Origin of the sequence: Nocardia sp. NPDC006044 (assembly GCF_042871115.1) — a bacterium.
Lineage (GTDB): Bacteria > Actinomycetota > Actinomycetes > Mycobacteriales > Mycobacteriaceae > Nocardia.
Window position 1 is genome coordinate 1172254 of the sequence record NZ_JBIAID010000002.1, and the last position, 16882, is coordinate 1189135.

The 16882-nt window shown below is 65.6% G+C and carries 21 protein-coding genes; all 21 read right to left on the minus strand.

Going from position 1 to position 16882, the window contains the following annotated elements:
• Window positions 1-38: 38 nt before the first annotated feature.
• A complete protein-coding gene (locus ACFYO1_RS22925; protein ID WP_387234314.1) occupies window positions 39-332 on the minus strand; it encodes a hypothetical protein in 294 nt (97 codons plus the stop codon).
• 62 nt (window positions 333-394) lie between these two features.
• Entirely contained in the window at window positions 395-694 is a 300-nt protein-coding gene (locus ACFYO1_RS22930; RefSeq protein WP_375921380.1) for a hypothetical protein, read from the minus strand.
• Complete coding sequence (locus ACFYO1_RS22935) at window positions 695-904, minus strand: hypothetical protein (RefSeq protein ID WP_387234317.1); 210 nt, start codon at window positions 902-904, stop codon at window positions 695-697.
• Complete coding sequence (locus ACFYO1_RS22940) at window positions 904-1677, minus strand: N-acetylmuramoyl-L-alanine amidase (protein ID WP_387234320.1); 774 nt, start codon at window positions 1675-1677, stop codon at window positions 904-906. Before ACFYO1_RS22940 ends, ACFYO1_RS22935 begins: the two co-directional genes overlap by 1 nt.
• Window positions 1678-1727: 50 nt before the next feature.
• Window positions 1728-2186 carry a hypothetical protein gene (locus ACFYO1_RS22945; protein WP_387234323.1) on the minus strand — a complete coding sequence of 153 codons (459 nt, stop codon included), beginning with the start codon at window positions 2184-2186 and terminating at the stop codon, window positions 1728-1730.
• A gap of 29 nt (window positions 2187-2215) precedes the next feature.
• The gene (locus ACFYO1_RS22950) at window positions 2216-2656 is read right to left on the minus strand and encodes a hypothetical protein (RefSeq protein WP_387234326.1); all 441 of its coding nucleotides are present in this window, start codon (window positions 2654-2656) and stop codon (window positions 2216-2218) included.
• 166 nt (window positions 2657-2822) lie between these two features.
• Window positions 2823-4112 (minus strand): hypothetical protein, encoded by a 1290-nt coding sequence (locus ACFYO1_RS22955; protein WP_387234328.1) that lies wholly within the window; start codon window positions 4110-4112, stop codon window positions 2823-2825.
• Window positions 4113-4211: 99 nt separating this feature from the next.
• The gene (locus ACFYO1_RS22960) at window positions 4212-5249 is read right to left on the minus strand and encodes a hypothetical protein (RefSeq protein WP_387234331.1); all 1038 of its coding nucleotides are present in this window, start codon (window positions 5247-5249) and stop codon (window positions 4212-4214) included.
• A gap of 14 nt (window positions 5250-5263) precedes the next feature.
• Window positions 5264-6340 (minus strand): hypothetical protein, encoded by a 1077-nt coding sequence (locus tag ACFYO1_RS22965; RefSeq protein ID WP_387234334.1) that lies wholly within the window; start codon window positions 6338-6340, stop codon window positions 5264-5266.
• 6 nt (window positions 6341-6346) lie between these two features.
• Entirely contained in the window at window positions 6347-7381 is a 1035-nt protein-coding gene (locus ACFYO1_RS22970) for a hypothetical protein (protein WP_387234337.1), read from the minus strand.
• Between the two features lie 21 nt (window positions 7382-7402).
• Window positions 7403-9022 carry a phage tail protein gene (locus ACFYO1_RS22975; RefSeq protein ID WP_387234340.1) on the minus strand — a complete coding sequence of 540 codons (1620 nt, stop codon included), beginning with the start codon at window positions 9020-9022 and terminating at the stop codon, window positions 7403-7405.
• On the minus strand, window positions 9022-9915 hold the full coding sequence (locus ACFYO1_RS22980; RefSeq protein WP_387234343.1) for a phage tail protein: 894 nt from the start codon (window positions 9913-9915) through the stop codon (window positions 9022-9024). Before ACFYO1_RS22980 ends, ACFYO1_RS22975 begins: the two co-directional genes overlap by 1 nt.
• Window positions 9912-12371 carry a hypothetical protein gene (locus ACFYO1_RS22985; protein ID WP_387234346.1) on the minus strand — a complete coding sequence of 820 codons (2460 nt, stop codon included), beginning with the start codon at window positions 12369-12371 and terminating at the stop codon, window positions 9912-9914. The genes ACFYO1_RS22980 and ACFYO1_RS22985 overlap by 4 nt, the downstream gene beginning before the upstream one ends.
• A gap of 127 nt (window positions 12372-12498) precedes the next feature.
• Window positions 12499-12813: a DUF5361 domain-containing protein gene (locus ACFYO1_RS22990; RefSeq protein ID WP_150400186.1), complete on the minus strand. Its 315-nt coding sequence runs from the start codon at window positions 12811-12813 to the stop codon at window positions 12499-12501.
• Between the two features lie 62 nt (window positions 12814-12875).
• Entirely contained in the window at window positions 12876-13166 is a 291-nt protein-coding gene (locus tag ACFYO1_RS22995; RefSeq protein WP_387234349.1) for a hypothetical protein, read from the minus strand.
• Window positions 13167-13302: 136 nt separating this feature from the next.
• Window positions 13303-13893: a hypothetical protein gene (locus ACFYO1_RS23000; RefSeq protein WP_150400188.1), complete on the minus strand. Its 591-nt coding sequence runs from the start codon at window positions 13891-13893 to the stop codon at window positions 13303-13305.
• Between the two features lie 122 nt (window positions 13894-14015).
• Window positions 14016-14402: a hypothetical protein gene (locus ACFYO1_RS23005; RefSeq protein ID WP_387234352.1), complete on the minus strand. Its 387-nt coding sequence runs from the start codon at window positions 14400-14402 to the stop codon at window positions 14016-14018.
• Between the two features lie 49 nt (window positions 14403-14451).
• The gene (locus tag ACFYO1_RS23010; RefSeq protein WP_387234355.1) at window positions 14452-14886 is read right to left on the minus strand and encodes a hypothetical protein; all 435 of its coding nucleotides are present in this window, start codon (window positions 14884-14886) and stop codon (window positions 14452-14454) included.
• A 21-nt stretch (window positions 14887-14907) separates the two neighbouring features.
• Window positions 14908-15516, minus strand: a complete 609-nt coding sequence (locus ACFYO1_RS23015; protein ID WP_387234357.1) for a hypothetical protein — start codon at window positions 15514-15516, stop codon at window positions 14908-14910.
• A 90-nt stretch (window positions 15517-15606) separates the two neighbouring features.
• Window positions 15607-16371 (minus strand): hypothetical protein, encoded by a 765-nt coding sequence (locus tag ACFYO1_RS23020; RefSeq protein ID WP_387234360.1) that lies wholly within the window; start codon window positions 16369-16371, stop codon window positions 15607-15609.
• 184 nt (window positions 16372-16555) lie between these two features.
• Window positions 16556-16753 carry a hypothetical protein gene (locus ACFYO1_RS23025; protein ID WP_387234363.1) on the minus strand — a complete coding sequence of 66 codons (198 nt, stop codon included), beginning with the start codon at window positions 16751-16753 and terminating at the stop codon, window positions 16556-16558.
• Between the last annotated feature and the right edge of the window lie 129 nt (window positions 16754-16882).

Genomic DNA, 16882 nt, shown 5'->3' on the forward strand with positions numbered 1-16882 from the left:
AGATGTGTTCGCCGACAGCTTGTTCGGCTTCACACCGGCTATGTGACCGGCGCGTCGACCGCGATCCAGGCACCGTTGCGGAAGACGTGGTGCTCGTAGTACATGATCTGCCTGCCGTCGCGCATCTTCTGCACGCCCAGCTCCCAGTAGCCGTTGAACTGTTCCCCACCCGCTCCGACCCGGAGCCGGTGGACCTCGACGCTGTCCATTTCATATCGAATGATCAGCCGGGCCGTGTTGGACCGTTCATCGCATTCGACCGCCTGGATTCGCTTGAACCCGGGGATGTGGATGGTGTCGCCGTTCAGCGTCGGCTGTACCTCGACGACCATAAAACTCTCATACATTGCTACTTCACTCTCTGTGCTTCCCGCGGTGAACGGCTTGTCCTGCTTCAGATTTCCTCTTGCAGAGAGGACGGGATCTTGTAGCGGGCCTTGGGGGGCTCTTGACCAGGAACGTGCAAGCGCAGGAACCCACGCAGCTCGTCGATGTGTTGCTGGAGCGCGCGGATCAGGCGGATCGCTTCGCGGAAACGCTTCTTGTCGTCTGCCGCTTGGGTTTCCAGCACGTCGACGCGGGTGCGGAGTTTGCCTACCTCACGCGCCTGCCAGGCGGTGATCGCCCCGATGACGGTGGCGACCGCGATCCCGAAGGCCTGCACCAGTTCGGGATTCATCCAGTGCTGAGTCATTCATAGCCTGCCTTCCTGCCGGTCGACCGGGGTCACCGCCGGTCGAATGAGCAGGCCGGCGAGCACCGGGGTGAGCAGGCCGTACACGGCGAGAACTGCCTCGATCCACGCGGTATCGATCTGATGCCCGACGGTGAAGGCGATGACTCCGGTAACGGCGACTAGCACCGACCGGATCAACGCGGGCTCGGGAATCCGTTGTAGTGGCATCAGATTCGCCTTTCCGCGGCGGCGAGCAATCGGTCGAGTTTGAGTTCGAGGGCTTTGAGCCGCTGCTCGGTGCGGTAGTCGGCGGCGTCGGAGTTGAGCACGTAGCCTGCCACCGTGTCTCGGTACTCCGAGTCCGCGACCCGGGACTGGAAGCCGTAGGTGAGCTCGAAGTGCACCCGGCGCAGCTTGTCGAGCAGCTCGCGCTGCTCGGAATCCGAAAGTGCCATCAGTGCACTGCCTTTCAATCGTTCCGCGATATCAACGCGGAATTGGTCCATGTCCATGCAGCCGGGATCCCATTTGCCTTGCTTGGGCCCGGCCCATTCCTTGTGGCCGATCACCCGATCGGCCCCGTGGCCGAGCTTGCGCAAGATCGCCGCGCAACAGCCGACGTAGGCGTCGTACTGCGCGTCCGACCACCCCTCGGTGCCGTTGTTGGCGGCCTCGATACCGATGGTGTGGAAGTTGGCGTTGTCCTCCGGCAGCCCTGGCCACGAACCGGCGCCGGCGTGCCAGGCCACACCGACCGCGACCACGGTGACTGTGCCGTCCTGCGCGAGGTGAATCTGCGACAGCGGACCAGCCAAAGAAGTTATGCCGTATGCGATTTCGGTCGGCGGTGCCTGCGAGCTGCCGGTGTGATGCGCAACGATGCCCCAGATCTCACCGAAATCCCCGTGGCCGCGCTCACGCCACCCCGGGAATTCGACGACCCGCAGCCCTTCGTCGCGAAGCACATCCGCGAGCCATACCGGATCACCGGTCCACGACATAGTTGTCCTACTTTCCGAATGAGATTCGGCCGCGACGGCGTCCGGGTGTGTCAGGTGATCCGCACGTAGCCGCCGGCCGAGATGGTGCCTTCCACACCGCCCGGCGACACGGAGGCGAGCGCCTCTACGGTGACTACGTCACCGGCAGCGATATCGACGGTCGCGCTGACCGACAATGTTCCGGACGGCCCCTCGACGGGCGGGTCGATGGTCGCGACGATCTTCGAGTTGACCCGCAACCGGGCCTGCAACTGGGTGGCGCCCCCGAAGCCGGTGGTCGCGTCGGTGAACGGAATGGCCGCGAGCACCTTGGCAGATGTCTTGTCGGCCAACGCCTTCAGGCCGTTCTTGGTGGTGCCGACGACTACGGAGCCCGGATATCCGGCGGTGTCGGCGACCCAGCCGGTGATTTGCCCCCAGTCACCAGTCGGCATCGACTGGGTACCGCTCTTTTTCATGCCGGATGGCAGAAATACCACCGCGACGCCGGCAACGATGACGAACGACATCAGGTCCTCCGAAAGAGATGAGTGATTCGCTAGTTGAGGTCGAAGGAGAGGTAACTGTTCACACCGGCCGCGACCGTGGTGGCGAACGAGCCGAACGACGAACCGGTCATGCGCACCCACACCCGGTCGCCGCGCGCCAGGGTCACCGCCTTGGCCGGAATGTTCACCGACCCGGCCGTACTGGCGAAGGTCTGGATCGGGCTGTCGTTGAGCATCACGTCGAAACTGCGTTGCTCAGTGGCGGTCAGGTTGCCGGATACCTCCAGCCGGCACCGCACCGTCGCCGTCGCCGCACCGCTGGAAATCAGTTCGTGGTTCGCGCTGATAACGGTGTCCGCGTATCCATTGCGGACGGTCCACCCGGTCAGTTTGACGTTCGAGGTGCCACCGGGGACGGATTGCACGCCGTTCTTGTTCATACCCATCGGCGCCGCGGCCGCGGCGGTCCCGGCCGCAACGATGAATGCCATTACTGCGCACCCACCGAAACCGAAGTGTCCGCGCCACTTCCGGGTTCGGTCGGCGCCGGTTCCGGCGTGGGCGGGTCCGGCGGCTTGGGGACCGTGCCGGATCCGGTGCCGACCGGCAACTCGTTGACTTCCTGCTTCGTGGCGGATAGTGGCCAACCGAGATACATCAGACGGTCACCCCTTTGAGGCTGGCCTGCAGCCCCTTGCCGGTGCCGGCGTCCAGCGTGGTGATCGAGACGGTCAGCCGGTCACCCGGATTGAAGGTGTATGTCAACGGAATAGTGGTGTCACCAGCCTGATTCGCGGGCGTGATGGTTGCCGACGAGCCGGTGACGGTCGTGGTGCCGTTGACCTTCAGTTCGACGACCAGGTTGCCAGTGCCGGCGGTCTCGCCCCGATACGTCACCGAACTGACGGTGACCTTGCGCTCGATCCGCAGCCCCTCGGGCATCACATTGCCGACACCGGCGGCCCGGGTTCCGCTGTGCGACTTGAACGCGATGTCGTAGATCTGCCCGGCCGGGGTGGGCGTGCGGGCATCCGACAGCCGGGGGTCCGTGCTGACGATGGTGTCGATGGCGGTACGGACGTCCGCCGCGCCGGCCGCGGTGAGCATTGTCCGGCCCAACGCGGTCGAATCGGTGATCTGATTCGCCGGATGGGTGTGCGCGATCGGCGCGCGAGGATTGGTCAGGCGCGGGTCGTCGCCGGCCACTGCCGTGGTCGCAGTACTGCCGATGACCGGCGGGAACGTCGCGGGCTTACCGGTGATGCCTGCCCAATCGGTGGTGCCTGCCTGACCACGGATGACCACGCCCTGGCCGTTCGGCAACCAGCCGCCGGTCGCCGCGTGATAGACGTACAACAACCCATCTGCCTTGACCACATACTGGGCGCCCTCGGCGGGCGCGGCGGGCAGCTGCGCGTAGGTGCCGACCTGCCCATCGATCTTGATGCCTTCACCACGCGGTCCCATGACGATCGCGTTGCCCGCGGAGGCGGGCACCGGCGAAGCCAGCGTCAGGTCGACCAGGCCGGTCGAGCCGACGTCCGGATTCTGCGGATCCGCGCCCGGAACATACTCGGGCACAGTGAAACTGAACGATTCCAGCGGCACCCGCTCACCGTCATAGGACAGGTCGAACGACACCCGCCAGGTCCACTGGGATGGATTCGTGGCGGCGCTCGGCGCGACGAGCCGCACACCGCGGCGGCCTCGCCAGGTGACGAAACCCCACTCGTCCAACTGGCATTCGTAATGACTCGGCAGTTGTACGTACGTTGCCGGCCCCAACTGCGCACCTGGGACAAGCACCTTCGGCGCGTCTGCGGCGAAGGTGATCGAGCCGGTCAGCGGCGGGAACTCAGGGGTGTCCCCGACGTCACCGTCGTCGATGACGTTCGCGAGGAAGCGCCCGACGACTTTGCCGTACTTCAACGGGGGCAGATCGGCCATGGATCAATGCCTTTCGGACAGCAGGCAGCCGGAAACGGCATACCGTTTTGCGGAAAATGAGAGCGGCCGTTTGATCAGCCGTAAGAATCGCGGTCCCGGCTACACAGGAAGCGCGCGCACGTTGACATGCGAATAGCTGGAGTAGATGTTGTAGCTTCCGGTGCCCTCGACTCGATGCGCGAGGACGTACAGGGTAACCGTCTGATTGGCGGGTACCACGCCGAATGTCGCGTCGGGCTTCATCGGATACTGGAAGCCCGGCGAGATGAGCACATACGCGATGCGCGAAACTCGATGGCTCCAGCCGAGTCCGACGAGATCACCCTTGGGGCTGCCGATGCGAACCTCGATATTGCAGCGGGTCGGCTGTTCCGTCTGTACCTGGACACCACCCTCGACGATCGGCCGCCATGCCGTGGGCTGCGCCGGAATCGTAATAGCGGCAAATGTTTTCGTGTCTTCGGTGACATTCTGCGCGGCCGAGATCTGCTTCTCCCCGATCACCCACGGCCCGTTCGGCCGCGGGCTGGGCGCCGGACGGAACTTCTGCGCTGCGGCATCCCAGGCGAGCACATGATCCTGACCGAGCGGGCGCTCGTCATTGATCAGGACATCGGAGGCATCCTGGATCCGGCCACTCGCCCCCGGATCGCCGGCGTCGCCGGTCACGCCGCGGGGAAAGGTGATCTCCAACTGCTGGGCCGGCGCGGTCCCGGTGATCCGGGCCGCCGCGGCCGAGCCGGGGACGCCTGCGACGGCCGCACCGGTCAGCTGGTTCGGCGCGCCTCGACGACCGCTTGCGCGGAACGCGTCGCTGAACGCGACAAACCCCATCCCGGTCCAGTAGTAGATGCTGTTGTCCGACACGACCCGCCATGCTTTGCGTGCGTCGGCGGTGGTGAGCGGGAGCCGGCCCAGCGCGGCCGCGTCGGCGATGTCGCCCTGCCACGACCACGGCCATGCCGCGTCGCCTTCCGGACCGACCGCACCCTGGCTACCTTCCCGGAGCTCGATCAGCGCTTCCCGATCGACCACCTCGAAGGGGTTCACCGTGTAGGGCAGTCCGATCGAGTCGGCAACGCCACGCATGGTGATCATGATGTCGTCGTCGTAGACGACGGCTGTTTCGCTGGTCACAGCGTTATCGTCGGTCACAGCGCCCCCACGGGTCGGGCCATGCACACGATCTGCGCGTCGGCCATGGAGTATTCGTAGCTGGCGGTGCCGATCGCGCGACGGAGCAGCACATACAGCGTCACCGGCTGTCCGGCAGGTACCACACCGACGGTGCTGGCCGGGGTCATCCCGCGCACGCCGTAGAAGGGTTGGAATCGGGCCCGGGTACTGACACCGGTCACCAGGCCGCTGCCCAGTGCGACGATCTGGCCGGTCGCCGAGCCGATGCGTACTTCCGCCTCGATGCGGGTGGTGAATTGGTTCCAATTCTCGTCGGGACGCACGACGACGCCACCGGTGATCATCGGACGCCAATCGGTGTCCTGTGCCGGGATATTCAGCTGGGCAATGTTTTTGGTGGCGGCCGTGATGCCGGCCTCCGAGCCGGCGAAGCCCGGGCCGCCGTCCCAGGAACGGCCCTCGAGGATGGTCCACGGGCCGCGCAGGCCCGGGTACGGCCGCGGCTTCCATTTCCCGGTGGCCGAATCCCATGCCGGTACAGCTCGATCGATATGCGGACCGTCGGCGTAATCGGACGCGTTGCGGATCGGCCCAGGGCCACCGGCCTCGCCCTTGCGCCCCTTCTTGCCGCGCGGCACCGTCAGGTTCAGCACGAGGTTCGGCGCGGTGCCGGTCACCGTCGCCTGGAGCTCGGACCCGACGGGGCCGGTGTCCACCGTACCGATGGTGAGCGTGCACGGTTGCCCGTCGGGGCCCGCGGCACCGAATGCGGCAGCGAACTCGTCGAATCCGGTGCCGTTCCAATAGACGAGCGTGCCGGTCGACAGGATTCGCCAAGCCTTGCCCGCATGGGCCAGCGTCAACTTGGGGGTCAGCGCCGCGAGCGCGGCCTGGTCGGCAATGTCGCCTTCCCATCGGAACGGGCGTGCGGGCTCACCGGGCAATCCGCGCACGCCCGGGGTACCGGTCATCAGCTCGAGCGAACCGTTCCGGGGCGTGCCGTGCATGGACTGCACCACACCGGGCACACCGATCCCCTCGTCGATGCCACGGATCTGGGTGGATTCGAAATACTCTCTTACAGTAGACATCTCACCTCACTCGATAGGTTCTGCGAAGAGGACGATCGACGCGCGGTCGGGCGAGAGCCCGATCTTGCCGCCGGCGGAACCGACCTTCTCGGCCGCGACCACCAGATTCGCGGGCTGCCCCGCGGGAACCGTGGCGAAGTCCGAGGTCGGCGACAGCACCTTCGACGTGGTGCCGTCGCGATAGCACGGTGTGACCGGCAGGTACATCCAATCGCCGCTGGCGGCGATCGATGTCGCGACGATCTCACCTTGCGAATGATGCAGCCGCACAGTCGCTTCCGCGGAGGTGCCGGGTTCCGCGCGGGTGTAGATGTGCCCGTAGACGATGGGCCGCCAGCGGAAGGGCAGCGGCGGGATGGCGAACGTGGCGCCCTCGATCCGGCCGGTGTCCTCCTGCCGTTCGGCGGCGAAGTCCTCTTGGAACCACGCCCATGGGCCGAGTCCTAGCGGCGTGGCAACCGAGCGAAACTTCCGGGTGGACCGGTCGTAGGCCAGGATGCCGCCGGCGCCCGGGGCCCGAACCTTGTCGTAGTCCGGCGACTCGGTGATCTGCCCGGAGGCGCCCGGCGGCCCCTTCGGACCACGCAGCCCCGAGGGGACAGTCACCTTCAATTTCTGGTTCGCCCCCGGACCGGCGAACTCGACGGCGGGCTCGGTCAGGTTCTCCAGGCTCACCGTGTCCGTGACGGTGATCGTGGTCGGTTCCGCGACCGCCCCCTGCGGTCCGACCGCATCCGGTGAATGCCGCCACTCGGTGCCGGTCCAGACGTCCATGCCGTTGTCATCGATCCGATGCCACCAGCAGCCGCGATCGTCCGGCCCGAGCCCGGTCGGCCGCGCCGCCGCGTCGGCGATCTCGCCCATCTTCCGGAACGTAGTGCGGGGCCGGCCCCGGCCGCCGGGCGCACCGCGCGGGCCGGGCGGCAGGTCCAGCATCGCGAAGCCGTCGGAGATGGTCGCCTGCGCGGTCAGGATGGGTAACCCGTCCACGTCGGGCGCCCGCGTGATGGTGATGTGGGCGGGAAAAGATATGTCCGCCATGGTTTCTCCTCTTCGAAAGGCTCAGAAGATGAGCAGGTCGAGATCGGCGCCGACGTCGGTAGCCAGATCCTTGATCGCGGCGGCCACACGGCCGAGCCGCTGCCATGCCTTGACGATCGAGTCCTCTTCATCGGATCCGTCGCCGACCACGATGTGCCACTTCGCGGCGGTCTCGCGGTCATCGGTGAAGGTCAGCTCGGTCACGTAGTCGGTGAAGATCTGACCGTCCAGGGCGAAGCCGATCTGGTCGCCGAGCCCGTAGTCCTTGCCCAGGATGTAAGGGGCGTTGTCCTCGACGGTCACCCGCTTGCTGGTGTAACCGCGGGTCAGATGCATGCCCTGGCGCGCGGCAACCAGGCCGTCCAGGTTGAATGCCTTGTCACTGCCCGAGATATACAGCTCGCGGAAGGCGTAGGGCCCGGCCCGGTGCACCCGCTCCATGTTGCGGTAGACGTTCCAGGCGAGGAATACGTCGTTGAGCTGACCGCGATACAACCAGCCGAGCCCGATCAGCGACAGCAAACCCTTGATCACGAACTCGATGCCCGCGTTCACCCAGCCGGGCGACCGGCCGCCGACGATGATGTCGGTGGCGGTGGGCTTGTGCAGTGCGATCTCGGACTTTCCGATCCCGGAGTACTCGCCTTCGAAGTACCACACCCAGGGGAAGTTCCGGAAGGTGCCCGCGCTGAGGCGCTCGCCGTACACCGCCTCGTATTCGGTGGTGGAGTCCAGGTTCGGGTAGCGCATGGGCGTGGTGCCGTCGCCGTTGAATTCCTCGATCCAGGAACGGATTCCGTCGAGCAGCGTGCCGGTCGCGCCGGTCACGCCGGACTTGTCCACCGTCTCCAGGACGACCGTCGGCCGATCCAGGTAGAACCATTCCGGCGCGGGCTGTTCGTCCTCACCGGGCAGATAGAACCGAGCGGTCAGCATCACGCCGGAGTCTTCGAGCATGGGAGCGAACAGCTTGTCGGCCATGTCGAAGCGCGCCGACGCCGCACTCCATTTGCTGGTGTCGTGCAACGGATCCACGGGGACGACGGCGATCGGGAAGAGCATGTTGCCGGTGCCGCCCCACTCCGGCTTATCCGCATCCTGCTTCGGCACCCAGCCCGGCGCCTGCAAGCGCATCAGGTTCGCCGTCAGGTAGTTGGTGATGATGGTGCGAACCGGGCCGAACTGGATCATATGCCGCGGGAACTGCGCGAGGATCGGCGCGAAAGGGCTTGCCCAGCAACAGATCGTCGCGATGTGGTTCCAGCAGTGGATGGCCTCGATGTCGACGGTCTCGACGCCGAACTCATCTCGGACGATCGACGCCTTGGTGATATAGCCGTCCCAGCGGAACCCCTTGGTGTTCACCGTAATCGGGATGGTGGCGTCTTCGTGATCGGCATTGTTGAAGAGGTGGTCGAAATGGACCATGTCGCGCGGGCAGATCATCTTGAGGCCACCCGGCGCATTGCGCGGATAGGTGAACTCCAGCGAGAGGTAGTTGTGCTCTTCGCCGACCTCCTGCATCCATTTGTCCCAATAGCGCACCAGGACTTCGGGATCGCGTAGCTGGTCCTGTTCGTCCTTGTACGCCTTGTCCATGCGCAGGGCTTCGCTCTGCGGGTCCCAGGCAGGCATGCTCATCAGAACGGCCTCGACGATCGCGGCGTGACCGAGACGACCAGGCTCGATTGCAGGTTGCCGCCGTCGACCTGGACGACGATGTCGGTGGCGCTCCATGGAGGCAGCGCGGCGAGCCAACGCCGGCCGGCCAGCTGTCCCCAGACATTCTGGGCGATCGCGGAGTTCCCCGAGTACAGGCGAGCGGTCCGGTGCCGCGGATGCGTATCGATCCGTAGCGTCTGCCCCGCGGTGAGCCTGGGTGTCTGCACCATCCGCGGGATCTCGCTACCGGTCGGATCCAGGATCGCCCAGCGTCCGGGACCATTCATCGTGTACCGCGGCCAGGCCGGCTGGTCGGCGGCGTTGCGGGCCCGCACCTTGCCCTCGTTGAGCGCCGAGGTGTTCGTCCAGACAGCGGTTTCGTCGAAGTGTCGCTCCAGCGGATCCATCGCGGTCGCCGACATCTTGTACAGCGCAAGCGCATTACGTGCCGGATCGATCTCGCCGACGGCTTCCGGGGCGGCATCCAGCTGCACCTGCTGAAACCGCCAGCCCTGATGCCGGGTGAAAAACCCGATGGTAGAGGGCTTGTCGGTGGACCAGCCGCGGAACCAGGCGTCGTGCACCGCGTAGAAATCTCGGACCGGGTCCGTACCAGATCGTTTCGCGGACTGGGAGATCACGGCGATGAAGTCCCATTCCTTCTTCGCCCGGATCGAACGCTGGAAGGTCGCGCCGTCCTGGCGGGCACCCTCGTTGACGAGCAGTTGCACCGGAGCGAACATGTAGCCGGTCTGGTTGGACAACCGGACGCCTTCCCGACCGGCATTCGAGCCGGACAGGTGCCACACCCTGCCGTTGACGTCCCACAGGACGACCTTTGTGTTCTGGCTGTCCAATAGCTGGTGGGTCATCGACCGAGCCCTCCTCCGCGTTGTTGCGCCACCGTGCGGCGCCGGCGAACCCGCTCCACCGCGATCGCGGCGCTCTTGGGGTCCATGCCGTTGAAGTTGTAGATGTCTCCCCGGGCGGTGCGACCGCCCGGACCTTTGGCGAGGTTGGTCAGGCCGAAACCGGATCCGAGCTCCTCTTTCACCCCGCTGGCCACGAGCTCGATCGGCTTGGTGACGAACTCGGCGGCGGTGCCGGCGACCATCGAACCGATCATTGATCCGACCGCGGGGGCCAGCGCACCCAACGGGCCCAGGAACGGGGCGACCAGAGTCCCGGCAGCGGTACCTAGCGTGCTGCCGATCGTCGACGCCGCACCTTTGATCGCACCGGTGACTCCACCGACCAAGCCGTGCTGTTGCAGACCGCTCAGACCACCTTGCAGGGCGGCGAGCCCGGCCTGCTGATCACGGGTCATCTGCGGAGTCGGGCTCTGGGTGCCCGTCGGGCTCCAGTCGATGCCGGTGTACTCCTTGACGACGGCGGCGATGCTCGATGACCACTTGCCCTCGGGGTCGACGCTCTTGTAAAGGTCACCTAGGGCGTCGCCCTGCGCTGCCCCGAATTGCGCTCCGGCTTCGATGATCTGGTTGCCGTTGGTGCCGAGCAGCGGCGCGAGCACGGAGGCCGCGTCCCCGCCGAGCTTGCCGCCCGCGACGTTGAGGAAGTCCTTGAAGCTGGCGGTTTTCGGGTCATAGATCTCGTCGTAGAGTGCGAGCGACTGCGCGCCGAATCCCGCCGCACCGACCGACGGCGTTCCGTCGACGGGTGAATCACCTTGGGGGGTGATGTCATTCGCTCCCGGCGCGACGGAGGCGGCGCCCGGAGTCACGGCCCCGCCGCCTTGCTCCCCTTGCGGCTCGTTCCTTCTCGGACGGTTGCGAACCAGGTACGAACCCGCCGGCGATTGCTGCGCCGCCGAGGGGCTGGCGCCATAGGTGTAGCCCGACCCCGCGCCGCCTGAATACGAGGCACCGGAGCCCGTGGCGTCAGCGCCTGAATCCGTAAGCGGCGCAGGTGAACTTCCCTCAGCGCCGCTCCCCGGGTCCCCGGCACCGAGGCTGGTCGGCCCGCTGGCGCCAAGGCCGGATTCGCCGGTCAAGGTCATCGACGCCGACAGGCTTCCGCCGAACTTCGAGCCGATCAGACTGCCGAGCTGCGCACCGATCACCGGAGCCAGCGATCCGTCGGGACCGAGAGCCGGCGCGAGTACCGTACCCAACGCGGCACCGACCCGGCTGCCCGCTACGGTTGCCGCACCGACGATTCCGTGCGCCAGGGCGGTGGACAACGAACCCATCGGATTGATGCCAGCGGTGCGCACCGTCTCCGACCCGACGGCCGCGCCGCCGGTCGGCACCGTTCCGATCGGCGCCTGATACGCGCGACCGAAGCCGAGTCCACCCGGCGTGCCCTCGGTCCGCACCCGCAGGGCGGCACCCAACGGATTGGGCTCGCCCAGGTCAGGCGCATCCGAGCCGGTCGTCGAGGCCGGGGTCGGCGCACCTGCTGGATCACCGGAACCGATCGCCGAGCTCAGCGCGCCGCCCGGCCCGAAGGCCGGGGCGACTATCGAACCCAGTGCGGCGCCTGCCGCACCGCCCGCGTTGATGGCGGCATTTCCGATGCCGCCCAGGACATCTGCCACCAACCCGAACAGGCCGAAATCCTGCGGCCGGAAGGGTGCGTCCGCGTCCGCCGGGGCGATCGGGCTACGCAGCAGGTCCCGCCAGGACTGTGCCGCCGAGCCCGCGCCGCCGACCAGACCACCGTCGGCGAAGCCCTGCACCATCGCGCCCAGATAGGACGGAGAGGGTACCCAGCCGCCGTTGATCGCGGCCAGCAGGGGCAATGCCTTCGCCGTTGCCGCGGCGTTGACCACGAACTCGCCGTGCGACAACCGGGCCGGGATGAGGTCTTGGCGCGATCCACCGGGTCCCTGCACCATCCCGCCGGCCGCGAAGCGCTGTGGCGTCCGGCTCTCGATCCCGGCGTCGGGCACGCCCGACTCCTCGACTACCTCGTCGCCGGCGGCGTTGCCGCCCTTGCGCGGTGCCGGATCGGACAGGGTCGTCTTCGAGCTGACCCGGACGATCCGGGTCCGAGTCCTGACCCCGCTCGCATCCGGGTCATAGCGGTTGAGTGCGCCGATCGTGACCCAATTGGCGAAGAATCGCGGCACCGCGCCGAGAATCTCTTGGAAAGCCATTGCCAGCGAGCCGATTTGAACAGAATCACCGGTGATCCCGTTCGCCGACCCGGATGAATCGCCGGCGACCAGGATCGGATCATCACCGGGCAAGGTAATGATCGAGGTGCCGGTGACCTTCCCGCCCTCCCAGACCGCCCCGCTCGGCAACGAAACCTTCTGCCCCGGGGCTGGCTGACCGCTGTTGGCCATGGCCAGGATATCCGGCATCGCCATAACCGGCGGACGTGTGGCCGAAGGGCGCCTCGAGTCCGGCGGAGTCCGCACATCGGAGCTCATTTGTTTCTCCACATTCGCATCTACTTTCTCGGCCACTGCGCAGATCAACGCCCGCGAGCTATTCCTCCCAATTGAGGAACTCGTTCATCTCGCCGATCCCGGTCGCCGTGCCGATTCGTTCGCGGCTCGACTTCACGCCGGGCCTCGGCACGAGTTCCGGACGGTTGCGCCCGTTTCTGGCATCGTCGGTTTTCGCCCAGACGAGCCAGCGCAGGGAATCGGTGATGTCGGCGAGCAGGAATTGGTCGAGTTGCCAGCGGTAGGAGTCCGGGTTCATCGCGCGGAACAGCGCGGATTCGGCGGGCAGCCATCGGATGATCGCCTTCAGCTCGCGCCAGCCGAGCACCTCCGTGCCGAGCTGACGCAGTCGCAAGCCGAGCGTGATCAGGTCGTATTCGATAGCCTCGCAATGCTCTTCGAGAAGAGCATCGAGGCTTAGGATTCCCCCAGGTTGACTCCCGAGTGGGTGCGCCAGGCATCCAGCAACTCGTGGTAGGCGTCCGGATCCATCTCGTCCAGCACGGCGAGCGACTCGGCGGACAAGGTCAGCTCCAGCAGCGTGTACATCGCGTCGACATCGCCGAGGCGGCGGATTCGGCGGATCAGGCCCGGCTTGAGGTAGGACAGGGACGGCAGGTGTAGTTCGACCTCGCCCACCTTGTAGACGAAGTCGTCCTTGACCTGGAGCGGGCGGTTGAGGGTGATCGGTGCTTTCGGGGAAGTCATTGGTTCGCAGACCCTTTCATGACATATGTGTGCGCAGGCAGAGAAAAGAATTGGTGAAAAAGTTGCTGGAATAGGGCCCAACGGTGGCGGGCGGGCCTGCGCATAGGTGTGAAACCCGCCACCGCTGGGGGCTTTATCAGGCGGCCTTGATGATGCCGTCGTCGAGGTAGCGGTACGCCTTGTTGGCGGCGTCGTCCTTGAAGGCTTCGATGGTGATGTTGAAGCCGGCGAGTTCCTTCGACACGAACTTGCGCTCCTGAACCTGCGAGATCGACGCGTTCGGCAGCACGATGCGCATCTTCTTCTTTTCGCTCAGCATGTCGAACACGAACAGACGACGCTCCAGCACCGAGCCGGTCTCCTTGACCGTGTACAGCTTGCCGCTGGTGGCCGTGGCCGCGGTCACGGTGACATTTGCCTTACCGAACACCTCGTTGAGGACGTCCTCGTCCCACACCGCGTACAGGGTGAGGCCGAAGCGGACCGAATGCTCGGTCTGCAGGTTGGCGATGATATCGGCGCTCCAGTCCTTGATCTGCTCGATCTTGCGCTCGCCCTTGGACTCGATGCCGTCCTCGGAGACGTAGCCGAGGGGCTTGAAGATCGCGGGGTCGAGCGCCTCCGACGCCGAGGCCGGCAGCTTGGTGCCGAGGTTGGCGACCAGCACACCGCCGGAGACGGAGACCGGGGTACCGGCGCCGATGTACTTGCTAGAGGGCAAAGCCATGGTGATTCTCCCTTGGGATTGTTGCGCAGGCCCATGGGATGTGGTTATTCAGTTGTGGCTCCCATGAGGGGGAGTCAGGCGAGGACTACGCCTCGCACGCTTTCGGGTTGTGGCGTTCCGAGTCAGTAGATTTGAATAGCGGGCCGATCGTCGGAAACGGCGAAGCCGCCCCAATCGACTATCTCGTAGCCGCCGTCATAGTCGGCGAGCATCGAGACCAATAGCTGTTTCACGGTCTTCTGGCCCCAAGTGTCTCGATAGAAAACTTGGCTGCCGCGCACGTTGTCACCGGTGTTGTAACTGACCACACAGTTGGGAAAGTAGAATCTGGCCTCGACCTGGGTGAACTGGTCGCTGCCCGATTGCTTGACCGGATGGATATCGAAAACATAGGTGGAGGGGCCGGGATTGGCCGGTACGCGAACCAACCTCGCGTACCGGAATGGCTCCGCAATCCACCGCACGAGCAGGGTCTCGTCCTTCAGCAGGCCGATTTCTCGCTGAGTCACTGCAACTCTCCTTATTCAATCGATCAGTTGTCCTGCCACGCAAGACGTTTCAGGCGACTTTCCCGCGGACGATCAGGTCGGCGATGACGGCGTGCCGGGGGGCGGCCGTCGCCGGGTCGGTGTCGTTCTGGAGGCCGACATCCTCGATGTATTCGCACCACACCGTGCCGAGGTAACCCGGCGCCGCGGCCGAAAGGATGCCGCGGATCAGCGCGGCCAAATCGGCCGCCGCACCGGAATCGTCGGTGCATTCGACAACGACGCGTGGTCGATCCAGGATCAGATCCGGGCCGCGGCGCCCCTCCCGGTCTTCGACGTCCTGGCGCAGTATTCGGTCGTTGCGTACGACTCGGACCATGCGCGGCGGGCGAGGATCCGGAATCCGGGTCACCACCTTCGCGGTGTCGGACACTCCGGCGAGTTGCGCGGTCAGGTAATCGACCAGAGTCTTTTCGATGTCGGGGTACACGATCCGTTCGGTCATCGCGCTACCACCCTTTCGTGGCTATGGCTCTTGCCGGGCTTGTTCGATCCGTTGACGCAATTGATCGACGACTCCCGCATAGGCTTCGGTCTTTGTCGCGGCCTCGAAGGAGAGGCCGCGGGGATGGACGGCGTACCAGCGGCCGTCGTCGGTCTGGTTGACCTGGATGTCATCGAGGTCGTAGAACGACTCGGGATCCAGCACCGGCCATTCGCCGTTTTCGTCCTTGGTGACATGCAGGCCGGTGTCGAACGCACCAGGCGAACCACCCGGCGTCGCCGCCCAGCGGATCTCTTCCAGCTCGGGATGTACTCGCACACCGCGCTTTACGAGATATTCCGCGACCCGAGTCGCCTGCTTCATCCCGGTGACGGTCGGTTCGGCGATCTTGGGCGACCGCTTGCTCTGCCATTGCGGCAGATGGATTACCGACAATTCTTCCGCCAGTGCCTTCACCTGCGGATCCAGCTCCGCGGTGTCCGCGGATTCGGCAAGCTTCCCACTCAGCGCCTGCTGGATGAATGCGAGAAACTCCGGCGTGACCAGTTGCCCGGTATCAGTTTTCAGGTACTCCGGCGGAGGCTGATGATTGGCGAATTGAATGGATTCGACGACTTCTTTGTCAGGCACGATGTTCTCTCGCGATCATGTATTGCCTTCGAGTATGGGTAGGAAAAGCCCACTCCTGCAGTAGGATCGGGCCCGGCTGACACGCGTGACTCAGCTCGCGGTGCACTCCAGACGTTGCACCGAACCCTGCCAATCGGCGACCGTGACGCTGCCCGAGGCTTCGACTACGACACCGACCGGGCGGAGGATGCTCAGGAACCGGAAGGGCAGGACGGATTGCCCGCCGGCCGGGGTCAGCTTCAAAACGCGAGCGCCGTTGGAGGTTTGACCCGAGTTGGCCACATAGGTGTTGCCCGCGGAGTCGACGTCGACACCGGCGGGGGCGTCGAGGCCGGTGAAGGGCAGTTTGGTCTGCACACCCTGCGGGCTCAGCCGGACGATGCCGCGCCATTCGATCTGGTTCGACACGGTGACGTTGCCGGTACCGTCCACCGCGATACCGAAGGGACGATCCAAATCTTGGAACGGCAAAGTGGTTTCGGTACCGTCGCGGCCGAGGCGGACCACCCTGTTGTTTCCGCCGTCGACGACGTAAATGTTCCCGGCCGCATCGATGTCGACGCCGGTGGGGAATCTCAGCCCGGCGAACGGCACCGTGGTCTGCACCCCGTCGTTACCGAGTCTGACGACGCGGTGATTTCCGTAGTCGACGGCGAACACATTGCCTGCCGCATCGACCTTCACCGCATATACCGCACCGAGCCCGTTGAACGGCAGGGTGGTTTGCACACCTGCGGCACTCAGCTCGAGGATGCGGTTGTGATCGGCGACGTAGGTGTTGCGGTCGGCATCGACGTCGACACCTCGCGGGCCCGCGAGGCCGGTGAATGGCAGGTTCACTTGGGTGTAGGTCACGCGTTCGCGCTCCGATCAGGATTCGATATCGACGAGGGACACACCGACGCGACGGTCGGCAACCGATCGTGTTCACAGGCCGAGCAGGGGCAGGATCACCGGGAGGACAAGGGGGGCTAGGTGGCAGGCCAGCTTGATGAAATCGAGGGCGATGGTGAGCATGGTTCACCTCCTCTCGGTCGGGTCAGTGCTGCCGGGACGAGTCGGGCACGATGCGGCCTGCGGCGATCAAGGTGTTGAAGGCCAGGGCTTTTCGGCGGCAGTGGTCGGTGGAGCAGGCGCGGTGGACGCGCATCGACTCGTGGGCCTTGGCGATGGTGAGGGGGGCTGCGGGGGTGGCGTGGTCGGCCATGTCGAGCAGTTCCAAGACGGTGTTGTCCATGTCGGACCTCGGGTGTCGAAAGATGCTTGGCGCCAACGGGTTTGCGATGCCGCGCGGGGAAGGTGTGCCCCACCCCCGACCAGGGGGTGGATCGGGGGTGGGGCGAAACGCCCCGGTCGCTTCTTCCAT